The sequence below is a fragment of the Enterovibrio gelatinilyticus genome (assembly GCF_028683095.1).
GTDB classification, from domain to species: domain Bacteria; phylum Pseudomonadota; class Gammaproteobacteria; order Enterobacterales; family Vibrionaceae; genus Enterovibrio; species Enterovibrio gelatinilyticus.
Genome location: NZ_JAJUBC010000035.1, coordinates 19,382 through 41,775, shown reverse-complemented (window position 1 = coordinate 41,775; position 22,394 = coordinate 19,382). Strand labels below are relative to the sequence as shown.

At 49.0% G+C, this 22,394-nt stretch carries 20 protein-coding genes; 5 read left to right on the top strand and 15 right to left on the bottom strand.

Annotation, left to right across the window (positions count from 1 at the left end; translation table 11 throughout):
- Positions 1-58: 58 nt before the first annotated feature.
- On the bottom strand, positions 59-1,666 hold the full coding sequence (gene purH / locus LRP50_RS22085) for a bifunctional phosphoribosylaminoimidazolecarboxamide formyltransferase/IMP cyclohydrolase (RefSeq protein ID WP_274166595.1): 1,608 nt from the start codon (positions 1,664-1,666) through the stop codon (positions 59-61).
- 180 nt (positions 1,667-1,846) lie between these two features.
- Here purH and zntR point away from each other — a divergent pair, with 180 nt between their 5' ends.
- Positions 1,847-2,257 carry a Zn(2+)-responsive transcriptional regulator gene (gene zntR, locus LRP50_RS22080; protein ID WP_274166594.1) on the top strand — a complete coding sequence of 137 codons (411 nt, stop codon included), beginning with the start codon at positions 1,847-1,849 and terminating at the stop codon, positions 2,255-2,257.
- 58 nt (positions 2,258-2,315) lie between these two features.
- Here the strand turns inward: zntR and tpx are convergent, their stop codons facing one another.
- The gene (gene tpx, locus LRP50_RS22075) at positions 2,316-2,819 is read right to left on the bottom strand and encodes a thiol peroxidase (protein WP_274166593.1); all 504 of its coding nucleotides are present in this window, start codon (positions 2,817-2,819) and stop codon (positions 2,316-2,318) included.
- 260 nt (positions 2,820-3,079) lie between these two features.
- On the opposite strand from tpx, the gene ppnP reads away from it, so the two are divergent.
- Positions 3,080-3,358, top strand: coding sequence for a pyrimidine/purine nucleoside phosphorylase (gene ppnP, locus LRP50_RS22070; protein ID WP_274166592.1), 279 nt, complete (start codon positions 3,080-3,082; stop codon positions 3,356-3,358).
- A gap of 123 nt (positions 3,359-3,481) precedes the next feature.
- On the opposite strand, the gene LRP50_RS22065 is transcribed toward ppnP, so the two are convergent.
- From LRP50_RS22065 to LRP50_RS22010, 12 genes are all read right to left on the bottom strand, one after another.
- Positions 3,482-4,645, bottom strand: a complete 1,164-nt coding sequence (locus LRP50_RS22065) for a glycosyltransferase family 4 protein (RefSeq protein WP_274166591.1) — start codon at positions 4,643-4,645, stop codon at positions 3,482-3,484.
- A 197-nt stretch (positions 4,646-4,842) separates the two neighbouring features.
- Positions 4,843-5,139: a DNA-binding transcriptional regulator Fis gene (gene fis, locus LRP50_RS22060; protein ID WP_002542007.1), complete on the bottom strand. Its 297-nt coding sequence runs from the start codon at positions 5,137-5,139 to the stop codon at positions 4,843-4,845.
- A 23-nt stretch (positions 5,140-5,162) separates the two neighbouring features.
- On the bottom strand, positions 5,163-6,128 hold the full coding sequence (gene dusB, locus LRP50_RS22055; RefSeq protein WP_274166608.1) for a tRNA dihydrouridine synthase DusB: 966 nt from the start codon (positions 6,126-6,128) through the stop codon (positions 5,163-5,165).
- A 147-nt stretch (positions 6,129-6,275) separates the two neighbouring features.
- Positions 6,276-7,160, bottom strand: coding sequence for a 50S ribosomal protein L11 methyltransferase (prmA, locus tag LRP50_RS22050; RefSeq protein ID WP_274166590.1), 885 nt, complete (start codon positions 7,158-7,160; stop codon positions 6,276-6,278).
- Between the two features lie 151 nt (positions 7,161-7,311).
- On the bottom strand, positions 7,312-8,769 hold the full coding sequence (gene panF / locus LRP50_RS22045; protein WP_274166589.1) for a sodium/pantothenate symporter: 1,458 nt from the start codon (positions 8,767-8,769) through the stop codon (positions 7,312-7,314).
- Positions 8,762-9,043 (bottom strand): YhdT family protein, encoded by a 282-nt coding sequence (locus LRP50_RS22040; protein ID WP_274166588.1) that lies wholly within the window; start codon positions 9,041-9,043, stop codon positions 8,762-8,764. Before LRP50_RS22040 ends, panF begins: the two co-directional genes overlap by 8 nt.
- A gap of 278 nt (positions 9,044-9,321) precedes the next feature.
- On the bottom strand, positions 9,322-10,668 hold the full coding sequence (accC, locus tag LRP50_RS22035; protein ID WP_274166587.1) for an acetyl-CoA carboxylase biotin carboxylase subunit: 1,347 nt from the start codon (positions 10,666-10,668) through the stop codon (positions 9,322-9,324).
- A 12-nt stretch (positions 10,669-10,680) separates the two neighbouring features.
- Complete coding sequence (gene accB, locus LRP50_RS22030; RefSeq protein ID WP_274166586.1) at positions 10,681-11,142, bottom strand: acetyl-CoA carboxylase biotin carboxyl carrier protein; 462 nt, start codon at positions 11,140-11,142, stop codon at positions 10,681-10,683.
- A gap of 27 nt (positions 11,143-11,169) precedes the next feature.
- Positions 11,170-11,625, bottom strand: a complete 456-nt coding sequence (gene aroQ / locus LRP50_RS22025; protein ID WP_274166585.1) for a type II 3-dehydroquinate dehydratase — start codon at positions 11,623-11,625, stop codon at positions 11,170-11,172.
- A 379-nt stretch (positions 11,626-12,004) separates the two neighbouring features.
- Entirely contained in the window at positions 12,005-13,954 is a 1,950-nt protein-coding gene (gene acs, locus LRP50_RS22020) for an acetate--CoA ligase (RefSeq protein ID WP_274166584.1), read from the bottom strand.
- Between the two features lie 232 nt (positions 13,955-14,186).
- The gene (locus tag LRP50_RS22015) at positions 14,187-14,810 is read right to left on the bottom strand and encodes a 3'-5' exonuclease (protein WP_274166583.1); all 624 of its coding nucleotides are present in this window, start codon (positions 14,808-14,810) and stop codon (positions 14,187-14,189) included.
- A 1-nt stretch (position 14,811) separates the two neighbouring features.
- Entirely contained in the window at positions 14,812-16,614 is a 1,803-nt protein-coding gene (locus LRP50_RS22010; RefSeq protein WP_274166582.1) for a DUF294 nucleotidyltransferase-like domain-containing protein, read from the bottom strand.
- A 227-nt stretch (positions 16,615-16,841) separates the two neighbouring features.
- On the opposite strand from LRP50_RS22010, the gene LRP50_RS22005 reads away from it, so the two are divergent.
- The 3 genes from LRP50_RS22005 (at position 16,842) to LRP50_RS21995 (ending at position 21,815) form a co-directional block, all read left to right on the top strand.
- On the top strand, positions 16,842-18,011 hold the full coding sequence (locus LRP50_RS22005; RefSeq protein ID WP_274166581.1) for a 3-phenylpropionate MFS transporter: 1,170 nt from the start codon (positions 16,842-16,844) through the stop codon (positions 18,009-18,011).
- 128 nt (positions 18,012-18,139) lie between these two features.
- Positions 18,140-21,595, top strand: coding sequence for a PAS domain-containing hybrid sensor histidine kinase/response regulator (locus LRP50_RS22000; RefSeq protein ID WP_274166580.1), 3,456 nt, complete (start codon positions 18,140-18,142; stop codon positions 21,593-21,595).
- Between the two features lies 1 nt (position 21,596).
- Positions 21,597-21,815 (top strand): hypothetical protein, encoded by a 219-nt coding sequence (locus tag LRP50_RS21995; RefSeq protein WP_274166579.1) that lies wholly within the window; start codon positions 21,597-21,599, stop codon positions 21,813-21,815.
- Between the two features lie 51 nt (positions 21,816-21,866).
- On the opposite strand, the gene LRP50_RS21990 is transcribed toward LRP50_RS21995, so the two are convergent.
- Positions 21,867-22,355, bottom strand: a complete 489-nt coding sequence (locus LRP50_RS21990) for a hypothetical protein (protein WP_274166578.1) — start codon at positions 22,353-22,355, stop codon at positions 21,867-21,869.
- Positions 22,356-22,394: the final 39 nt, after the last annotated feature.

Below are 22,394 nucleotides of genomic sequence, written 5' to 3'. Positions count from 1 at the left end.
AGATGCGCAGTCTCTTCGAGATACTGCGCATCGCGTGTTATTTATTAGTGACTGTCTCTTAGTGACGGAAGTGACGCATGCCAGTGAAGACCATTGCCATGCCGTGCTCGTCAGCGGCAGCAACCACTTCGTCATCACGCATAGAACCACCTGGTTGAATCACACAGGTAATACCCGCTTCAGCGGCTGCATCAATACCATCACGGAACGGGAAGAAGGCATCTGAAGCCATTACGCTACCTGCCACTTCCAAATTCTCATCAGCGGCTTTAATGCCTGCAATTTTCGCAGAGTAAACGCGGCTCATTTGACCTGCACCTACGCCGATGGTCATGTTGCCTTTTGCGTAGACGATCGCGTTTGATTTCACGTACTTCGCCACTTTCCAGCAGAACTGCGCGTCACGAAGTTCTTCTTCAGTCGGCTGACGTTTAGAAACTACTTTCAAATCATCCAGTGACACCATGCCTTGGTCGCGGTCTTGCACCAACAAACCACCGTTAACGCGTTTCACGTCGAAGCCCGTGGTTTGTGTGCTCCATTGGCCACATACCAAAAGGCGAACGTTTTTCTTCGCGCTGACAACGTCAGATGCTGCTGCAGAAACGGATGGTGCAATGATGACTTCTACAAACTGGCGGTCAACAATGGCTTGTGCGGTTTCCGCATCCAGTTCACGGTTAAAGGCGATAATGCCGCCAAATGCCGAGGTAGGGTCGGTTTTGTAAGCGCGATCGTACGCTTCAAGTAAGTTGTCGCCGAGCGCAACGCCACATGGGTTGGCGTGCTTAACGATAACGCACGCAGGTTCAACGAACTCTTTCACACACTCAAGTGCGGCGTCGGTATCTGCGATGTTGTTGTAAGACAGTGCTTTACCTTGAAGCTGAGTCGCAGTAGAAACAGAGGCTTCTTCTGGGTTCGCTTCTGTGTAGAACGCCGCCGCTTGGTGGCTGTTCTCGCCATAGCGCATGTCTTGTTTTTTGATGAATTGCTGGTTGAAGGTGCGTGGGAACTTGCTCTTGTTCTCAGGAGAAGGTTCATCACCTTCTTTGTTGTCGCCATACGATGGCACCATGGTACCAAAGTAGTTAGCGATCATGCCGTCATACGCAGCGGTGTGTTCGAAGGCAGATATGGCCAAGTCAAAGCGTGTTTGCAACGAGAGTGAACCGTTGTTTGCGTCTAGCTCAGACAGAACGCGACCATAATCAGAAGCATTCACCACGATGGTAACGTCTTTGTGGTTTTTCGCCGCAGAGCGAACCATGGTTGGGCCACCGATATCGATGTTCTCAACCGCATCTTCTAGCGTACAGCCTTCTTTTGCGACGGTTTCAGCAAACGGGTAAAGGTTAACCACTACCATGTCGATAGGTGCGATACCATGTTCGTTCATGATGTTGTCATCAGTTTCACGGCGGCCCAAAATACCGCCATGCACTTTCGGGTGCAGGGTTTTGACACGTCCGTCCATCATTTCTGGAAAACCGGTGTAATCTGAAACTTCAGTGACCGTGAGACCTTGTTCTGCCAGTAGGCGAGCAGTACCGCCGGTGGAGAGAATATCGACACCTTTTTCTGCGAGGGTCTTGGCAAATTCTACAATGCCAGTTTTGTCAGATACGCTAATCAATGCGCGACGAATAGGACGAGCGTTTTCCATTGCTACCATCTCTTTAACTGTGGGGATAGGATATTTGGCAAAATGGTCAGAAAGAGACCCTTTTGCCAAAGACCCAGACACCGCGGTGTCTCACGTTGGAATGGCGCACATTCTAACCTAATTTGGTGACGCAATCGATTGCTTTTGTTGTTTTGTCACAGAATCCGGAAGAAACAATTCATGAAGATGTTACAGATTGGGCAGTTAGCCAAGCGGGCGGGCGTGTCGGGCGATACTCTGCGTTTTTATGAGAAAGTCGGACTACTTCAGCCTTCTTCACGAAGTGACAGCGGCTATCGTCTTTATGATGAAGATGCCGTGTCGCGTATCCACTTTATTTTGAAAGCAAAGCGTATCGGCCTGACGCTCGATGAAATTCAAGAATTGTTGGATATCCGTCTTGAAGCGAGCCAGCATAGTTGCGCAGAAGTAAAAGGGATCACTCAAAAGAAGCTGGATGAAATAGATCAGAAAATCGCTGAACTGGCGCAAATTCGTGTGGCGCTTAAAAAGCTCAACGATGCGTGCTGTGGGCACGTTGATGATGACGCAAGCCATTGCTCGATACTTGAAGCGCTCGCAGATGAATAGCTAATTCGAACGAAAAAGCGAGCTTGATAGGCTCGCTTTTTTTCTTGCCTTAGCGCAATTATGCAGACAATGCAGCTAGTGCGGCATCATAGTTTGGCTCGTCACCTAATTCACCAACAAGCTCAACGTAAGTCACTACACCGCCTTCATTCAATACCACGACTGCTCGTGCTGCTAAATCGCGTAGTGGCCCTTCAGCAATCAAAAGACCGTAGTCTTTTAGAAACGCAGGGCTTCTAAACGTTGAAGCATGCTGAACGTTCTCCAGACCTTCCAGCTCGCAGAAACGGCTAACAGCAAATGGCAGATCAGCAGACACACACACGACCTTTGTGTTGCTGGTTGATGCCGCTTTTTCATTGAATGCACGCACGCTACTCGCACACGTTGGTGTATCAATGCTTGGGAAAATGTTGAGAACGACTTTGTTACCGCGAAGGCTTTCTAGCGTGAGATCAGACAGATCGCCCGCCGTCAGTGAAAAGTCAGGTGCTGGTGCGCCAGTGGCTGGGATTGAACCTGAGAGTGGAAGAGGCTGTCCATGAAACGTAACTTGTGACATTGTGGGTTCCTTGTTAATAAAAACGCGTGTGATTGGTAAGTCTGGCACATGCAGCGCATACCAAGTGTATAAAATACGTGATACGGCTTAAGACTCTGATTTGGTTCTCTTCGTCACTAGACTAAATAGTGTTTGGGAACGCAAAAAGAGTGTGATAGCGTCAGGGAAACCGAAAGGATACGTACCCGCCGAATATAGCGCAGTGACAAACACACACCTTGCCATCGAATGGGTACATCACAAGATAAGTAAGGACAAAGATGTTAAAGGTAAACGAATATTTTGATGGTGGCGTGAAGTCCATCAGCTTTGAAAACAAAGGCCCATTGAGCATAGGCGTGATGGAAGTGGGTGAGTACACGTTTGGTACAGCAGCCCCTGAGCGTATGAAAGTGATTAAAGGTGAGCTGACTGTTAAGTTGCCGGGTCATATCGAATGGGAAACCTTCGGCGCAGGTGATGACTTTGAAATCCCAGGTGAATCATCTTTCCAAGTGAAGGTTGAGCAAACCACTGCTTACCTGTGTGAATACCTGTAATTGCTCAGAGCCTAATCATCTTTAGGCTTTCATAAAAAAAGCGCCATTGTTGGCGCTTTTTTTATGTTTTTTGGCTAGTTGTTCATTGTGCGGCATTCAAGAGGCATTCAAGAGGAAGGAAGACTAAACACCTCTCAAATAGATCTCTTCGAGCTTGTCAGCGTGCCCCTGCATCGAAAAATGCTCAACAGCGCGTAAATATCCTTCTTGTGCATTTTTCGCGATTAACGCGGGATCATCTAAGTACTGCTTCAGCCCTGCGGCAATAGACTGCGGATCTTGAGGTGCGCTATACACGCCTGTTTCTTCCAATATCTCAGGTAGCGCCCCTGTATTTGATGCCACGATGGCGCAATGCTGGGCCATGGCTTCAATCGCCGTTAAGCCAAATGCTTCATTCCAATAGGGTAGACAGACAATCTGAATTTCTTCTAACAGCGTAGGCACATTTTTACGGTACCCTGCGAGATGCACTCTGTCTGCAAAAACGGAAGACTTGGCTTTCTCTTGCAGCTTGTTAGAAAAATCTTCATCTGCGCCTTCATCAGGGTTGAGCCCACCAATCAATACCAAGTGCGTATTGGGATAATCAGCCGCGATCAATTCAAACCCAGCCAGTAAATCAGCCTGACCTTTGCCATCACAAATACGGCCAACTGAACCGATAAAGGTGGTGTCATGAGAAAGACCGTATTCGTCCGCTAAAAGGTGGGGGCGATTTTCTTCATCGAACGTTTTCTTCTCAATGTAGGTGCCTAGCCATAGCCTTTCGACTTTGTTTTCGACGACAGGGAGCGCTTTGATATTGCGTTGGTAGGTTTCGTTGCTGATTGAAAGCACCTGATCGACGTGACCATAGACCCAGCGGTGGTAGATATCTTTTTTAGGGCGTTTCACACCCATATGCTCGGTAAACAGGGTGTATCTGCGTGTCAAAAGGCTCAATAAAGCAGAGATCAAGATGTCGCCGGATTTGTGGCAATGCACAATCTGTACATTGTTGGCCTTGAGCCATTTATTGAGCGCAAAAAGCGTTGGGCCAAAAAGTGCTGCTTTTTTCGGGACGGTAAACACGTCCATGCCTGCTTCTTTCATGGCATTGGCAACGCGAGAGTTTTCTGATGCCAGCCCAAACACGCGATAGCCTTTGTCGATAAATTCTTTGCCCATACGAGAAGGGTACATCTCAAGGCCGCCCCAGCCAGTAGAAAGACAGATATGCAAGATGGCAGGCTTGTCTTGGTTGCTCATCTTTTGGGTGTCGCTGGTGGCGTTGGTGTGCCCCATTGTGTCTCTCCAGTCATACGTGTAGGCCGAGCGATTTAGGGAGAGAGTATAAGTTCAGAGCATAGGCGCGTGCAATTTGAGATTGTGAAAGAGGCGTGAGGGCTGTGTGAGGAATTCATTTCTAATGAAGCAGAAACAACAAAGGCCAAGCTTTAGAAGCTTGGCCTTTGTTTTAAAACTGTTTATAGGGCTTGAACTTAGTTCATGCCGTATTTTTTCAGTTTCTTACGCAGAGTACCACGGTTGATACCCATCATGGTTGCTGCGCGGGTTTGGTTACCGCGAGTGTATTGCATGATGGTGTCCAGCAGTGGCTGCTCAACTTCTGCCAGTACCAGCTCGTACAGGTCATTGACTTCCTGGCCATTCAACTGCGCTAGGTAGTTTTTTAGGGAGGCTTTTACTGAGTCACGCAGTGGCTTCTGGGTGATTTGATCTTGTGAAGTCACAGTAGTCACTGTCAATGCTTCTGAAGTCAGGTTTTGTTCGAACATACTCTGTCAGCTCTTCTCGTATTTTATGCAACGTTTACGAAATAATCTTGCAGCGCATCGATCTGCTGGTTGGCGTCTTCGATTGCGTTGAAAGTCCGGCGAAAATCGCCAATTAGATCATGTTCTTTCAGGTACCATCCCACGTGTTTGCGTGCGATACGTAGTCCTTTAAGTTCACCATAAAATTGGTGTAGCTCTTGAACATGACCTAACAAAATTGCTTCTACTTCTTTCATAGGTGGAGCAGCAAGCTCTTCACCCGTGTCGAGGTAGTGTTGGATTTCTCGGAAAATCCATGGACGCCCTTGTGCCGGGCGGCCGATCATTAAGGCATCTGCACCTGTGTACTCCAGCACATGTTTCGCTTTCTGAGGGGTATCAATATCTCCGTTGGCGATAACGGGAATAGAAATAGCCTCTTTAACGGCACGAATGCTGTCGTACTCAGCTTCTCCTTTATACATACAAGCACGTGTACGACCGTGTAGGGCCAGTGCTTGTATGCCGCAGTCTTCAGCCAGTTTGGCAATCTGGAGACAATTCTTGTTCTCCGGATCCCATCCTGTCCGTGTTTTCAGGGTGACAGGAACATCAACCGCAGAAACCACTGCTTTCAGGATTTGCTCAATGATGTCGGGTCGGGTCAGCAATGCTGAACCGGCCAGTTTTTTATTGACCTTTTTTGCCGGACAACCCATGTTGATATCGACGATTTGAGCGCCATTCTCAACACAGTAACGTGCGGCATCTGCCATCAAAGTTGGTTCTGCACCTGCAATCTGAACAGAACGAATCCCTTTTTCATCGAGATGAACCATCCTGTTCATCGACTTAGCGGTTCGCCACATCGCTGGATTGGAAGACATCATTTCACTGACAGCCATGCCTGCACCGTGGCTAAGGCAAAGCTCGCGAAATGGCCTATCTGTTACGCCAGCCATGGGCGCGACGATAAGGGTGTTTTCCAGCTTGTATGGTCCGATTTGCAAGGTATTACCTTCTAACTCAGCAAGGGCGCGCATTTTACGCATTTTTTCTCGCTCTGAAAAGGCCAATATTTGAGCGTTCTGTCTTGATTTTCTAAAAAGTCAGTGAATTCAATTTTTTAGTACAAAAAATGTTCAATTATCACTGAGTTAGGCTTTCTGGCCCGTAATACGACACCATTCTTCTTTCACAATGATGTCATCTACGTTCAATTCATCGCGGTAACAATCGGCAACAGACTCTGCTTGTGCTTCAAGAACACCAGACATTGCCAATTTACCGTTTGGCATCATCAGGCTTTTGATCACAGGAGAAAGCTCACGTAATGGACCAGCGAGAATATTCGCGACCACGATTTCAGCCTGTAGGTTCTCTGGTTGGTCTTTTGGCAGGTAAAGCTCTAGACGATCTGAAACGCCATTGCGTTCTGCGTTAGCTTTTGACGCTTGTAGTGCTTGAGGGTCGATATCAATACCGATCACTTTTTCTGCACCTAACAGTAAAGCTGCCAGCGAAAGAATGCCTGAGCCACAACCAAAGTCGATCACGGTTTTACCATTGAGGTCGAGGCCATCCAGCCACTCTAAGCAAAGAGAGGTCGTTGGGTGTGTGCCCGTACCAAATGCAAGACCAGGATCTAGCATGATGTTGACGGCGTCTGGATCGGGTGCATCACACCAGCTTGGGCAAACCCAAAGACGCTGACCAAAACGCATTGGCTTGAAGTTGTCCATCCAAGCGCGTTCCCAATCCTTGTCTTCCAATTGTTCGATTTTATGCGCGAAACCTTCAACAAGCAGTGGACTTGCTTTCAGTATGCTCATTACCGCATCCATGTCGGTTTCTGCATCGTAAAGTGCCACGATGTCTGTTTCACCCCACAGGCGGGTTTCACCTGGCATAGGTTCGAAGACAGGTGTGTCTTTAGCATCAAGGAAAGTCACTGACAGTGCGCCTGCGTCGTCCATCAGCATATCGCCGATTGGCTCTGCCGTTTCCGCTGTTGCGTTCAGTTTGATTTGAATCCAAGGCATGGTTAATTCACTTTTTTCGTTTCACTACGGTTTTAGGGGGCGGATTCTAGCATAAAAAGTAGTCAGCTCGCATAGGGTCGAGGAAGCGTATCGCTAAGAAAACATAAAAAAACGGACAGCCGAGGCTGTCCGAGAGGGGGAATGTATTACCTTACGCGTCTGCGGTGGGCTGAAGACGTTGATGCTGGAGTGTGCTGACCATAATGAATGCCACGAGGCTAATACTCAATGCAGGTACAATGGCATGAATACCGCTCATATCTGGTTTGAAGGTCGACAATGCCGCATAGCTACCCAGCCCTGTCAACATGGAAGCCATTGCGCCTGCTGCTGTCGCTTTCTTCCAATACAAACCGAGAACAAGAGGCCAAAGGAAAACAGCTTGCATACCCCCGAAGGCCAGTAAGTTAAGCCAGATAATCATATCTGGTGGGTTAGTGGCGGCGACAAACACAAGCAATGAGAAAATTCCGGTCACCCAAAGAGAGAGTGTTGGTAGCTTGCTTTCTATTTCAGGTTGGCGTTCGGCGTTAGGGTTGATGTAGTTGAGGTACAAATCTTTCAGTAACGTCGCAGATGCCTGAATCAGTTGCGAATCAATGGTGGACATGATGGCTGCCATCGGCCCAGCAAGGAACACCCCCGCAACCACTGGAGGGAGTACCGTCATCATTAACGTTGGCATGATTTGGTCGGGGTTTGCCACGTCTGGCACGATGGCACGACCGAGCGCGCCAGCGAGGTGCATCCCTAGCATTAAAAATGCCACCATGGCGGTGCTGATCACCATGCCTTTGTGCAAAGAACCACTCGATTTATACGACATGCAGCGCACCGCGGCATGAGGTAGCCCTATCACACCAAAACACACCAATACCCAGAAACTGAGCATGAAGGGCTGTGAGAGGAATTCATCAGGGCCGTAAGGTGTAATAAGTGCAGGGTCGATGGCGTGCAGCTCTGTCATCATCTCACCAATGCTGCCACCTGCATGCACGATACCAACCAAGAGTGCAATGGTGCCGATGATCATCATGATGCCTTGTACGGTGTCGGTCATCACCACTGCGCGGAAGCCGCCAATGGTGGTGTATATGCCGACGGTTAAGGCAAATAGCATTAACCCGTGCATGTAAGAAAGCCCGGTGACGGTTTGAAGCAAACGCGCGCCACCGACAAACTGAACCACCATGGTGCCGAAAAAGGCCAGTAGCAGCGCAAGGGAGGCAAAAATGACCACGGCACGGTTTTTATATCGTGCGTAGAGCATGTCATTCAGTGTGAGTGCATTGTGGCGGCGAGACTCAATGGCAAACTTTTTACCCAGAACGCCGAGCGTGAGCCAAGCTGCGGGCAGTTGGATCATCGCCAGTAATACCCAGCCTAATCCCATTTTATACGCGGCGCCTGGGCCACCGATGAACGAACTTGCACTGGCATAAGTTGCCGCTAATGTCATAGCAAGCACAAAACCGCCCATGCTGCGGTTACCGAGTAGGTATTCGCTTAAAAAACCTTGGCTCTTTTGACCTTCTCGGCGCGAGTAAATAGCTAAGGCAAACACGGCGACCAAATACAGCGCCATCGGAATGAGTAACTGGCTATTCATTGGACGAGTCCTGTTCGATATCGAGAGGCATATCTTTATAGAGGTACTTCACCATCAAGGCGCACAGTACGGTAAAGATGAACGGACCGATAACGCATGCCATGAGAAACCAAAGTGGCATGCCGAAATACAGCGTCGGAAGTGTTTGCTCAATGCCTTCAGGGGCAAGTCCATAGGCGGAGGCATACCACCAAACGAAATAAGCGATGGCGAGCGCAATGGCCCATTTTGCTTCTTTATGTGCTTGGCGGTATCGGCTGCTAAGTGTCTTCATAAGACGTCTCCAAAACAGAAACGGTGGTTTCCAGCGTCTGTTTGCAACAATACAGTGTGAAGAAAAGGCGCACATTGTACTCGTAATCTTGCATAAGGTGCAGGGGGTAAGATGCGTGTTAGTTTATGTCGAGCAGAGGGTGGCGAGGACAACCTGCTAGATGACTCTACCGCTTAAGATAAATCGGCAATCGAATCGGGGAGTATTTGGCTTCGAAAAAAGAAAAGGCTGCATTGCTGCAGCCTTTCGAGAGATTGAGGAATCAGCGTATCGCGTGATTACTTATGAATACCCAATTTCTTTTCCAAGTAGTGGATGTTCGCGCCACCGTGCTGGAAGTTTTCATCTTTCATAATTTCCAGCTGAAGCGGGATATTAGTTTTGATGCCATCGATGATGGTCTCACTCAATGCATTACGCATGCGAGCGATTGCTACGTCACGGTTTTCACCGAAACAAATCAGCTTACCAATCATGGAGTCGTAGTGAGGAGGCACAGTGTAGCCAGAGTATACGTGAGACTCCCAACGCACGCCCATACCGCCGGGTGCATGGAAACGATCGATTTTACCTGGGCTCGGCAGGAAGCGTACTGGATCTTCCGCATTGATTCGACATTCAATGGCGTGGCCACGAATCACGATATCGTCTTGCGTGAATGACAATGGCTGACCTGCAGCAATGCGCAGTTGCTCTTTGATCAAGTCAACGCCAGTGACCATTTCGGTCACAGGGTGCTCAACCTGAATACGGGTGTTCATCTCGATGAAGTAGAACTCGCCGTTTTCATATAAGAATTCAAACGTACCCGCGCCGCGGTAACCAATTTCGATACATGCACGGCAGCAACGCTCACCGATATAACGACGCATTTCAGCAGTGATACCCGGTGCAGGGGCTTCTTCCACCACTTTCTGGTGGCGACGCTGCATTGAACAGTCACGCTCACCAAGGTGAATTGCACCACCTTGACCGTCTGCCAATACTTGCACTTCAATGTGACGAGGGTTTTCTAGGAATTTCTCCATGTAAACCACATCGTTATTGAACGCTGCTTTGGCTTCGGCGCGAGTCATCGCGATAGATTCAACCAGCTCAGCTTCAGAGCGAACAACACGCATACCACGACCACCGCCGCCACCAGAGGCTTTGATGATTACTGGGTAGCCAATACGTTTAGCAAATGCTTTGTTTTTCGCTTCATCGTTGTCCAACGGGCCATCTGAACCCGGTACACATGGAACGCCCGCTTTTTTCATCGCATTGATGGCTGCAACTTTGTCGCCCATGATGCGAATGGTTTCAGCGCGAGGGCCAACGAAGATAAAGCCAGATTGCTCGACTTGTTCTGCGAAATCCGCATTCTCAGACAGGAAACCGTAGCCTGGGTGGATAGCCACAGCACCAGTGACTTCTGCTGCACTGATGATGCGTGGAATATTCAGGTAACTTTCAACACTTGATGCAGGGCCGATACAAATCGACTCGTCTGCCAGCAGCACGTGCTTCAGATCGCGGTCAGCGGTAGAGTGAACGGCAACGGTTTTGATGCCTAGCTCTTTACATGCACGCAGGATACGAAGCGCGATCTCACCGCGGTTAGCGATGACAATTTTATCTAACATAACTGTCCTCGATTACTCGATGATGATCAGTGCTTCATCAAACTCAACGATTTGACCGTCTACACACAAAATCTGCTTCACCACACCTGCTTTGTCAGATTGGATCTGGTTCATCATTTTCATCGCTTCAACGATACACAGTGTATCGCCAACGTTGACTGATTGGCCGACTTCTACGAACGCTGAAGCCTCTGGGCTTGGCGAACGGTAGAAAGTACCTACCATTGGCGAAAGAACTTTGTGGCCAGAGACTTCTGCAGGTGCTGCTTCAACTGGAGCTGCAACAGGTGCCGCCGCCGCTGGTGCAGGTGCTACAGGTGCTGGAACCGGCGCTGCTGCATACTGTACTGGAGCTGCAACAGGTGCAACTGCACGGCTGATGCGCACGGATTCTTCACCTTCCGAAATCTCTAGTTCAGCAATGCCTGATTCTTCAACCAGCTCAATCAGTTTCTTGATTTTACGAATATCCATGGTGTCTAGTCTCTTCAAAATTGTTGTTCAGTTGGCGTCTGACTGCAGGCGGCGAGCCGCTGCCTTCAGTGCAAATTCGTATCCGTCGGCACCTAAGCCACAAATCACTCCTTCTGCTTTATCAGAAAAGTAAGAGTGGTGGCGAAAAGGTTCGCGTGCGTGGACGTTAGATAGGTGTACCTCAATGAATGGGATACCCACTGCAAGGATGGCATCACGAAGCGCCACGCTTGTATGTGTAAAAGCAGCAGGGTTGATAATAATAAAATCAACATTACCCATGGCTTGATGAATTCTGTCAATCAGCGCGTATTCGGCGTTTGACTGAAGATGTTCAAGCTGGAGGTTGAGGTTTGCAGCAAGTGAGGTCAGATCGGCGACAATTTGGTCTAACGTTCTCTGTCCATAGTGCCCAGGCTCACGAACGCCCAGCATATTGAGGTTGGGGCCATTGAGTAGTAAAACTTTGCGATTTGTCGTCATATTGATCGCTTTGTTCCTGTTCTTGTTGCGAAAAGACCGTAACTTCTGCTTTTCAACACAGAGTGGTGCGAGAGCCTATAAAATGGCACTCCGACCATTCACTCACTGGCAATTATAGAGAAATCACCGCAAATGGCAGCAAAATACTGGTCTAATCAGACATATTAAGACATTCAGCGTTATAGATTACGGGTTTATGACTGGGATTAAGAGGTGATAGTTCACGATTTGACCACTTCCGAAACGAAAAGTGTTATCTCGCTCCCATGAACCGATGTGCAATACGTTGATATTGATAAAGGTGAGTAGTGGCTTTGCGTTTAAAACGATAGGAATAAAAAAGGCCGCACTGCGGCCTTTTCATCGACTTAAGTGAACATTAAACCACGCTAGACTTCTCAGCGATCAGTTTATCAACCACGCCCGGATCGGCCAATGTGGAAGTGTCACCCAGTGTGCCAGTATCGCCAGTTGCAATCTTGCGTAGGATTCGGCGCATGATTTTACCTGAGCGGGTTTTTGGCAATGCATCTGTCCAATGGATGAAATCTGGAGTGGCGATAGGACCAATTTCCTTACGTACCCAGTTTTTCACTTCTTTGGTTAGCTCTGCACTTGGTACTTCGCCAGAGTTAAGCGTGATGTACGCGTAGATTGCCTGGCCTTTAATATCATGCGGTACACCGACAATAGCGGCTTCGGCAATTTTGTCGAATGCGACGAGCGCAGATTCGATTTCCGCCGTACCCATGCGGTGGCCTGATACGTTCAATACGTCATCAACGCGTCCTGTGATCCAGTAGTAACCGTCTTCATCACGACGTGCACCGTCACCCGTAAAGTACATGCCTTTGAAGGTTGAGAAGTAGGTTTGCTCGAAGCGTTCATGGTCACCAAAGACAGTACGCATTTGACCTGGCCATGAGTCCAACATGACCAAGTTACCTTCTGTCGCCCCTTCTACGATGTTGCCCATGTTGTCGACAAGAGCAGGTTGAACACCAAAGAATGGACGGGTTGCTGAGCCTGGTTTCAACGCGGTTGCGCCTGGCAGTGGTGAAATCAAAATGCCGCCAGTTTCAGTCTGCCACCAAGTATCAACGATAGGACATTTGCTGTCGCCGATGGTCTTGTAGTACCACTCCCACGCTTCAGGGTTAATCGGTTCGCCCACGGAGCCCATGATGCGCAATGAATCACGCTTGGTGCCTTCAACGGCTTCGTTGCCTTTCGCCATCAATGCGCGAATCGCCGTTGGTGCGGTATACAAGATGTTGACCTGATGCTTATCAACCACTTCGCTCATGCGCGCCGTTGATGGATAGTTAGGTACACCTTCGAACAAAATGGTTTTAGCGCCGTTTGCCAGCGGTCCGTAGACTAGGTAGCTGTGGCCAGTGATCCAACCTACATCTGCTGTACACCAGAAAACTTCGCCCTCTTGGTAATCGAATACGTACTTGAACGTCATGGTGGCGTAAACCAAATAACCACCTGTAGTGTGAAGTACGCCTTTTGGTGTGCCCGTTGAGCCTGAAGTGTAAAGAATGAACAGTGGATCTTCCGCGCTCATCTCTTCTGGTTCGCAGTTGTCTGATACGACAGCCGTGGCTTCATGCCACCATACGTCGCGATCTGATTGCCACTCAACAGTGTTACCAGTGCGTTGATACACTACCACTTTTTCCACGCAGTTGACCGCTGGATTCGCTAGCGCAGCATCAACGTTTTGTTTTAGAGGAACAGCGCGTCCACCACGTACGCCTTCATCGGCAGTGATAACGACTTTTGCGTTTGAATCGACAATGCGGCCTGCAAGGGCGTCTGGTGAGAAGCCACCGAATACGATGGTGTGAACTGCGCCGATGCGGGTACAAGCCAGCATTGCGACGGCAGCTTCAAGTACCATAGGCATGTATAGGCAAACTACGTCGCCTTTTCGAACACCTTGGCCTTTCAAAGCATTGGCAAACTTACACACTTCGGTGTGCAGTTCGTTGTAGGTCAGTGATTTGTCATCAGCTGGGTCGTCACCTTCCCAAATTAACGCGACTTGGTCGCCTTTGGTTGCAAGGTGGCGGTCGATACAGTTAGCAGAAACGTTGAGTGTGCCATCTTCGAACCACTTGATATCGACGTGGCCTGTATCAAAAGAGGTGTGCTTCACCTTGGTGTACGGTTTGATCCAGTCAACGATCTTGCCGTGTTCGCGCCAGAATCCTTCTGGGTTAACAACAGATTGCTGATACATCTCACGGTAGCCATCGTTGTTTACGTGCGCGTTTGCTTCAATCTCCGGCATTACCGGGTGCAGGTGAACCTCACTCATTATCTTTCTCCTTGTGTTCCTGCGTGATGCTGTCAGGCATCCTGATTTTTCGACCACGTCATATAAGAATAGGGTACGGTATTGTGGTCTTGTTTTACATTAAGGTCGGTCAGATGAGGGTTCTCGACAATTAGACTTTAGGATGACGTGTACATTTTCTCTGATATTTGTGAACTGACGAGCCTCGCAATGAGGTACTGATCTCACTTGAATGCACCTAGTTGCGTGATGTTCAATACGATCTGGGTACTGGCACGTCACCGTACTTTAAACGTACGTATATCAAGGCTGCGCTGACGGCATCTTGAAGTGCATCATGTCGTCCAGACAGTGGTAAATCCAAGTTGTGTCCTATTGCCTCCATACTCAAATCGTAATCGGCGTTGGGAAGCACGTGTTCGAGCTTTTTGCGGTAGATGTCACTGACCTCAATGGTGGCGTTAGGCAATTTGAACCCTAATAGCCGTTTGGCATAGCGATCAAGAATGGCTTTGTCATAGTGAATGTAATACCCCACGATGGGCCGATTTTCGATGAAATCGATCAGTTGTTGCATGGCATCTTTTTCGGTCAAACCATCGTTGAGATCTTGATGGCGTATACCATGTATTTTGACCGATTGGGCGTTTAACGATGAAGGTGCGCGCAAGGTGAGTGTTAGAGGCTCACTGGTAATAACGGTGTTGTTGCGTATTTTTGTTGCTGCAATCGTCACTAACTCAGCTTTGTGAGGATCGAGGCTGGTGGTTTCGCAATCGAGCGCAACCAGCTCGTGATCTGTTGGCGTCTCAAAAAGCGGGGCATATAACGTGTTTCGCCATTTGTACTGATGCCAATAACGCGACAGCACGTTCATGTTAGTCCCTCACTTGGTAGTGAGAGGCAAGTCGTTCTTTAAACTTCTTCACGACACTTAGGCAATCACGTAGCAAATCTCGTTCGGTTCGAGGAAGCAGCGTGACATCAAGTTGGTTGCCTGATGCTGCGTCATCATTGAGTTGTTGGCGCAGTCGAGTTTTGACGAATAACTTCAATGCTTCGGTGAGGTTGTTAGCCGTCTCCTGTTCGAGAGCATGGCATTCAACCAATGCATTGAGTCGATCGAAGGTATTGGTTTCGCGGATCCCTTTTTCCAATGCGAGTGTTCGCACGCCATGAACCAATGGGAATATTCCTCCTTTTTTGACATCCAATCCTTCTTTGTCAGTCCTAAGGCTGCCAAATAATGTCAAAGGAACACGAAACGCAAGGCAGGGACGAACAAAGGTGTTAAGCGCAAGCATATTGCCTTTTAGCGTGCTACGAAGTCGATCGGCAACAGGCTCCAACAGGCTTTTGTTGCCCGCTACAGCATGGCTATCCGCAATGATGGCCAAGTCCATTAAACTTCTTTCATCTGAGATCTGACACAAAGCGAGTACCTCTTTTTGCCACTCAGATTGTGTTTTTACCCAGCGAGGGTTGCTGACCATGACGTTCCCAGGGCATGGGGGATAACCCAGCCGACTTAATACTTCACTAAAGCGTGCCATGTAATGTTGAACATCTGGCCAATCTGCGTCGTCCGCCAAGATCAGACCATTGTCTTGGTCGGTTTTCAGTATTTGCTCACCGCGCCCTTCTGAGCCCATAACAAACAAACAGCATTTGTCGTAAAACGCATCTGGCATGGTGAGGCGAAAGGCTTTTTCGATAATCTGCTCGTTCACAGCGGAAATGAGCTCCATCACGAATTGGGTATGAATGCCGTTGTTGGTGAGTGATGTCACCAACTGCTGTTGGTTGTTGGCGGCAAGCGCCAGCTCTTCGATAGAGTGAGCTCGGTTAATTTGTAACGTAAGCACGTGGGAGTGTGTTGAGAATAGACTCAACACCTGTGTCATATCTAGCATACCCACGGTTTCACCATTGTCAGTGACTCGTACGCGCTTCACCCTATCTCGGGTCATTAATATCATCACATTAAAGAGAAAATCACCGACTTCAACACTGATCACTGGAGCGGTGGCAACGTCGCCGATAGGGTGGGCTTGAGAATGACCATCTTCGACTAAAGCATGTAATAGATTGGTTCGCGTGATTATCCCTATGTCGTTTTCCCCCCCTTTCATCGCGACCAATGCGCAGTCTTGTCGTTGTTTGCGCAAGATATGTGTGGCGTCATGAATCGAGGTGTCGTGATTTAAGGTGACAATGGGTTGAATATTCGTCTCGTCAACTTGAGTTAGGATGAATTCGGCCAAATTTTGCTGTTGTTGTGCTTTCTCAAGTAGACGCTTTCGCTGGCTAAAACTGGTGTTGAAGTAATCAGCGAACGCTTGATTTTCGTCGTATAGAGTGACGAAGACGGCTTTGGGAAGAACGTAACATAAGGTGTCTTCAACGGCGCGATAGCTATGGTGGGAATGCCCGAGCAAAAGTGCGCGGGCATCGAACAAGTCATCTTTGATGTATTGTGCCTGCACTTCTTTGGTGTCGGGGTTAACTTCTTGTACCCGTCCTTTGATGACTATGTTTAGCGCGCTGTTCTGATCGCCTTTTTCAATCAAAGTGTCACCGCGGCGGTAATAAGCCACGTCGAGTGCCGATAGCAAAGTTTGCGCCTGCTTAGTATCAAGGCGGTCAAACGGCGGAGAAGACGTATCAAATGGCTCTGGCATGGCAACTCCCTTTGCATAGTAAACACGGCACATTGCGTATAGTTCCAGTGTGTCTTACGACTCGTACGCTTGCCAGCAGACTTTAGTCTATGCGTCATTGCTACATTTTTGCGCTATCAGTTTTTTGCATTCGCTGTCAGAATTCCAACTCTCTCGCTCTATGTCACCTGAAGTCAGTGCATCTTCAGCTTGCTAGGGGCTCAACCTTGGTAGAAGGATCCGCCAGTTTGAAACGTCATCGTCCCTCCCCATTTCGTTGGCTGTCTATGTATTACGGGACCTTCTTCTTCGCGTTTGGCGTATATCTGCCTTTTTGGTCAGTCTGGCTCGCTTGGCTTGGGCTTTCTCCTGAAGATATTGGCATCGTGCTGGGGGCTGGCATCATGACGCGATTTGTCGTCAACCTGACGGTTACGCCGCGTTTTCATTTGCCAGAGCATTTGCTTCCAGCCGTTCGTGGTTTGGCGTTTCTTGCTACTGTTATTGGTTTTCTTCATCTTATTGCCTCTCCGAATGTGCTGTGGTTAACGGCTTTGTCAGTGATGATTAATGCGGTGATCGGGCCAGCGATCCCCGTTTCTGATGCGTTGGCGAACCATTACCATCGCCGCAAACTGGTGGATTATGGGAAAGCCAGACTTTGGGGGTCACTCGCGTTTGTTGTGGGGTCGACGATCACGGGCAGCATGATTGATACATTTGGGCCTTCTATCATTGTTCCGCTTGCCGCGAGTGCATTACTTATTTCTTGGTGTTGGAGTTTGGTGTCACCCAATCCGTTACCCAAGAACGAAGCGCTCACGTCCCCGGTTAGGCCGCCTCTTATTCAAGTGCTCAAATCACGCAATGTGTTGGTCTTCTTTTTGATTGTCTCGCTGATTCAGGGCAGTCATGCCACTTACTATGCATTTAGTGCACTCCATTGGACGCAATCCGGCGTGTCAGATTTGTGGGTGGGCTATTTATGGAGTTTGGGCGTTGGTGTGGAAGTGTTGATGTTTGCGTTCAGCCAGCGGCTATTTGGGCATTGGTCGGTGCAATCGCTATTTCGACTGGCTGCACTTGCGGTGATTGTGCGTTGGTTACTCACTGGATGGTCGACGGAGTTGGGTATTCTCGTGGTTGCGCAGTCCTTGCATGGCGTGACGTTTGGCGTTGCACACCTTGCAGCTATGCGGTACATCCAACAGCAAGTGCCGGAGAACATCATGGCGTTACAAGCACTCTATAGCGCATTGCCGTTAGGAGGTGTGATGGCGGTATTGACGGTGATCAGTGGTGAATTTTATTCGTTGTGGGCCGGCGACAGTTTTTACACCATGGCACTTTTGGGTGTACCAGTGTTGTTCCTCTCTTTAGGATCAACAAAAGATACGTCACCAATGAATCGTACTTAGAAGGGTTGATGCAGCAGGGAGGTTGATGCGTCAGGGAGAGATGGCTCACGGCATTCGGAATGCACGTTGTTGCATTTTACCTGCCGTGGTAAATAAGCGATTGATAACCGCATGTCATGGAAGGATTTATGTCGGCTGGATGGATAGTGGTGCCAGTGGCACTTGCGTACCTTGGCGTTTTGTTTTTAATTGCGTGGTATGGCGATAGCCGACCGCGTTGGTTGCGTGGCTGGCGTCCGTGGATATATAGCCTATCGATTGCGGTGTATTGTACTTCGTGGACCTTTTTCGGCACGGTAGGGCAAGCATCTAGTCAACCTTGGTCTTTCCTTCCTATCTATCTTGCCCCGATATTGGTATTTACCATTGGATGGCGATTCCTCGCTCGAATTATCCTGATCGCCAAGCGCGAACACATCACCTCCATCGCGGATTTTATTGCTGCGCGTTACGGAAAATCGCAGGGATTGGCTGTGATGGTCACGGTGATCGCCGTGCTGGGGATCTTGCCTTATATCGCGTTGCAACTTCGTGGGATCACCATGGGGTTAGATGTCATTGCGCCAGATATCGGTCAAAGTGCAGGGCTGAATCAAGGGCAAGTAGCTTGGCTTGTGTGTATGTCGTTGGCGATGTTCACCGTGCTGTTTGGTACGCGACATATCGATTCTACCGAGCATCACAGAGGCATGATGATGGCGGTGGCTTTTGAGTCTATCGTCAAGCTGGTCGCTTTTTTGGTGGTCGGTGTTTTTGCGGTCTTTTTGTTATTTGATGCCCCCGGCCCTTTGCCGAGTTTAAAAGAAACCAACCTCGTTGGTGAACCTCAGTGGGGAGCTTTGTTAGTACACACCTTGCTCACCATGGCTGCGATTATTTGTTTGCCGCGCCAATTCCATACCATGGTCGTTGAGAATGCTCGCGCCCAAGATTTGCATACGGCGCGTTGGGTGTTCCCTTCCTACTTATTATTGATGGGCATGTTTGTGCTGCCGCTGGCTTATGCGGGGCAGATATTCTTGCCGCACTTGTCAGCCGAAACCCATGTGATCCAATTGCCGCTTTCCACAGGTAATGAAGGCATCGCGTTATTGGCGTTTTTAGGCGGCGCTTCGGCGGCAAGTGGCATGGTAATCGTGTCGACGATTGCTTTGGCGATCATGGTGTCGAACGATTTAGTCTTACCTCAGTTGCTGCGCAGAATGCGCGTGTCTAACCGCAACTTTACGCAATTTTCTGGCCTTTTGCTCAATGTGCGTCGTGCTTTGATTTTCTTGCTGTTGATTGCGGCATGGGGCTTTTATCAACTGATCCTCGAAGTGCCGTCTTTATCTGCGATTGGTTTTCTTTCTTTCGCGGCGATTGCGCAATTCGCCCCGCCGTTAGTCGCCGGTATCTACTGGCGACAAGCCAATAAAAAAGGCGTGTATGCGGGATTGCTTTCAGGGTTCATCGTGTGGCTCATGACCCTGATGATGCAAACTGGCATGCTGGCTGGGGACGCCAATACCAATATCGTGTTGTGGTTGTTGGCGCCGCCAGACATTCCGTTTTTCCGCTCATTAAGCCCTGTTGATTGGGGCATGGTACTGAGCTTGATGGTAAACACATCCTGCTTTGTGGTGGTGTCGATGGCCACGCGCCCGTCGTTAAGTGAGCGTCTGCAAGCCGCAAGCTTTGTGGGAACGCCATTGCCTGAAGGTGATGATTCGAGTTTGTATCAAAGCCGTGTGACGGTTGCTGAACTCGAGATGCTGGCAGCGCGTTTTGTTGGCCGCACACGGATGCGTCAAACTTTCCGCGCCTTTGGTGAGCAACGCGGTGAAGTACTACTGCCACAACAACAAGCCAGTGCAGCGCTGATTCGTCACACCGAGCGTGTGCTGGCAGGGGTGTTTGGTGCATCGTCTGCCAAGCTCGTGCTGACCTCCGCGCTGCAAGGACGCAACATGCAACTCGAAGAAATCGCCACCATTGTTGATGAAGCGTCTGAGTTGTTTGATTTTAGCCGAGGATTATTGCAAGGCGCGATAGAGCATATCAGCCAAGGTATTTCAGTGGTTGATAAGCAATTGAGGCTGGTGGCGTGGAACCAAAGATATGTGGAGCTATTCAATTTTCCGCCGGATTTGATTCAAGTCGGCAGGCCGATTGCGGACGTGGTGCGTTATAACGCAGAGCGCGGGCTATGTGGCCCAGGTGAGATTGAAGACCATGTGAAAAAGCGAGTCTCTTATCTTCGTCAAGGCTCCTCGCATACGTCATCGCGCGTTCACCCTGACGGGCGAGTGATCGAAGTGCAGGGTAATCCTATGCCCGGTGGTGGGTTTGTTATGAGTTTCACAGACATCACAGCGTTCCGTGATGCGGAAGAAGCGTTGAAGCAGTCCAATGAAACTTTGGAAGCGCGTGTCGTTGAACGTACTCAAGCGCTAGAGTCACTAAACCGACGCCTGATCAGCGCGACGGCGAAGGCAGAGCAAGCTTCCCAATCGAAGAGTCGCCTGCTTGCGGCGGTAAGCCATGATTTGATGCAACCGATGAATGCAGCGCGCTTGTTTGCATCATCACTCAGTGAAATGGCACAAGATAAGGACGTACAAAAAACATCCTCTCACATTGAGAGTGCCTTGGGTGCAGCTGAAGATTTGATTGGTGATTTATTGGATATCTCCCGCCTAGAGTCTGGCAAGATGAAAGCCAAGATTACTCGCTTTCAACTCGATGAGGTATTTTCCACCCTTGCCGCAGAGTTTGGCATGATCGCCCGTCAGCAGGGCGTGGATTTTCGTGTGCAACACACCGGCTTATGGATTCGATCAGACCGACGTTTACTGCGAAGAGTGCTGCAAAACTTCCTCACCAATGCCTTTCGTTATAACCCAGATGGCCGCGTTTTGCTCGGTGTGCGCCGGCAAGGCTCACAATGCCGCATAGAAGTGTGGGACAACGGGTTGGGTATTCCGGAAGATCGCCAGCAAGACATTTTTAATGAATTTACGCGTATTGACCGTAAAGGCGCTGAGTTGGGGTTAGGGCTTGGGTTGGCCATCGCGCGAGGCATTAGCCATATTCTCAATCAGCCGTTGGGTCTGCGATCTTGGCCGGGGGAAGGAACGGTATTTTCTATCACGGCGCAATGTGACACCGCAGTGCCTCAGTATTGTAACACTGGGGTTGTGGCTGAAGAATCGGTGAAAATTGATGAACCACTTGCTGGGGTTCGTGTGCTCTGTGTGGATAATGAAAGAGACATCTTGTCCGGTATGGAAAGCTTGCTAACTCGCTGGGGCTGCCAGGTTGACCTCGCGGAAGACCTTGATGACGTCGTCAGTTTATTGGAAGGTGGCCTCGTACCGGATGCCATCCTCAGTGACTATCATCTTGCGCCATCGTTAACAGGGATAGATGTACTGCAACGCTGCAGGGAAATACTGGGTGATGATGCGTTTATTGGCGCGATAATCACGGCAGATCGCACTGTGGATACTCGAACATTAATTCGCGAGTTGGGTTTTAGTTATATCGCCAAGCCAGTGAAGCCCTTAAAGCTAAGAACCCTTCTTCAACAAAAAGTGAGCTGACATGGAAGCATTTTCTATACCTAGGTTAGATACTGAAGTTGGCCTTATTCGTGCTGATGGCGCGTGGGATCCATTGACGGTAGATATCCAATTCGCAGAGTTAGCGATGATGAGTACTGATGGCTGGGTTGATGTGACTTTTTGGCTTTCAGAGCAAGAACACGAAGGAAGAGTGGCAGCGGTGGTAAGTGCTGCCAAGCATTATCTTTTGGGTCAATAAACACTGAATTGTTGTTGCGCGTTGTATGCGAAAACGCAACGCGCACTGATGTTACTTGTCTTCTGTAAATATTGTTTTGTATTCAGCGAATACAGCGGGAGTTTCGCCGTAATAGAGCGTTTCGCCTGCTTTGACCACCAAATGAATCTCACTTTCTGCTGTTGTAGGTGCAGGAAGGTCGACAAACCATTCTTTTCTATCTTCTTGAGTGACGCTCATGTCGATAGGCGTAGCACTTTTCCCTTCTTGTTGTACCAAACTTATCTTGGCGCCATCCAAAGGAAAATCAGAGACAAGCTTAATAACTAAGGCATTGTCGGTAAGCCGTTCTGAGCGCAGTTTTAGTTTAAAGTCGCCATTTTCTAACGTACAGATACCACTGGTATATCGGCAGTTTGAGCTGGCTACCAACTTGTAAGATTCCCCTTCTTTTGCCGCATGTGGCTTTTCGCTCACGGCGAGATCTACACCGAAATAAGCGATGATGGCTAAGATAGGGGCAACGAGCATTGCGGCAATTATATGTTTGTTTTTTAACATAATAGGTAGGCTATTCGCTTTCATCCTTGGGCTTATGGG

What these genes read in the sequence shown, in the direction of transcription:
- purH (WP_274166595.1), bottom strand. Translation starts at nt 1,666, where the DNA reads ATGGAAAACGCTCGTCCTATTCGTCGCGCATTGATTAGCGTATCTGAC.
- zntR (WP_274166594.1), top strand. Translation starts at nt 1,847, where the DNA reads ATGAAGATGTTACAGATTGGGCAGTTAGCCAAGCGGGCGGGCGTGTCG.
- tpx (WP_274166593.1), bottom strand. Translation starts at nt 2,819, where the DNA reads ATGTCACAAGTTACGTTTCATGGACAGCCTCTTCCACTCTCAGGTTCA.
- ppnP (WP_274166592.1), top strand. Translation starts at nt 3,080, where the DNA reads ATGTTAAAGGTAAACGAATATTTTGATGGTGGCGTGAAGTCCATCAGC.
- LRP50_RS22065 (WP_274166591.1), bottom strand. Translation starts at nt 4,645, where the DNA reads ATGGGGCACACCAACGCCACCAGCGACACCCAAAAGATGAGCAACCAA.
- fis (WP_002542007.1), bottom strand. Translation starts at nt 5,139, where the DNA reads ATGTTCGAACAAAACCTGACTTCAGAAGCATTGACAGTGACTACTGTG.
- prmA (WP_274166590.1), bottom strand. Translation starts at nt 7,160, where the DNA reads ATGCCTTGGATTCAAATCAAACTGAACGCAACAGCGGAAACGGCAGAG.
- panF (WP_274166589.1), bottom strand. Translation starts at nt 8,769, where the DNA reads ATGAATAGCCAGTTACTCATTCCGATGGCGCTGTATTTGGTCGCCGTG.
- LRP50_RS22040 (WP_274166588.1), bottom strand. Translation starts at nt 9,043, where the DNA reads ATGAAGACACTTAGCAGCCGATACCGCCAAGCACATAAAGAAGCAAAA.
- accC (WP_274166587.1), bottom strand. Translation starts at nt 10,668, where the DNA reads ATGTTAGATAAAATTGTCATCGCTAACCGCGGTGAGATCGCGCTTCGT.
- accB (WP_274166586.1), bottom strand. Translation starts at nt 11,142, where the DNA reads ATGGATATTCGTAAAATCAAGAAACTGATTGAGCTGGTTGAAGAATCA.
- aroQ (WP_274166585.1), bottom strand. Translation starts at nt 11,625, where the DNA reads ATGACGACAAATCGCAAAGTTTTACTACTCAATGGCCCCAACCTCAAT.
- acs (WP_274166584.1), bottom strand. Translation starts at nt 13,954, where the DNA reads ATGAGTGAGGTTCACCTGCACCCGGTAATGCCGGAGATTGAAGCAAAC.
- LRP50_RS22015 (WP_274166583.1), bottom strand. Translation starts at nt 14,810, where the DNA reads ATGAACGTGCTGTCGCGTTATTGGCATCAGTACAAATGGCGAAACACG.
- LRP50_RS22010 (WP_274166582.1), bottom strand. Translation starts at nt 16,614, where the DNA reads ATGCCAGAGCCATTTGATACGTCTTCTCCGCCGTTTGACCGCCTTGAT.
- LRP50_RS22000 (WP_274166580.1), top strand. Translation starts at nt 18,140, where the DNA reads ATGTCGGCTGGATGGATAGTGGTGCCAGTGGCACTTGCGTACCTTGGC.
- LRP50_RS21995 (WP_274166579.1), top strand. Translation starts at nt 21,597, where the DNA reads ATGGAAGCATTTTCTATACCTAGGTTAGATACTGAAGTTGGCCTTATT.
- LRP50_RS21990 (WP_274166578.1), bottom strand. Translation starts at nt 22,355, where the DNA reads ATGTTAAAAAACAAACATATAATTGCCGCAATGCTCGTTGCCCCTATC.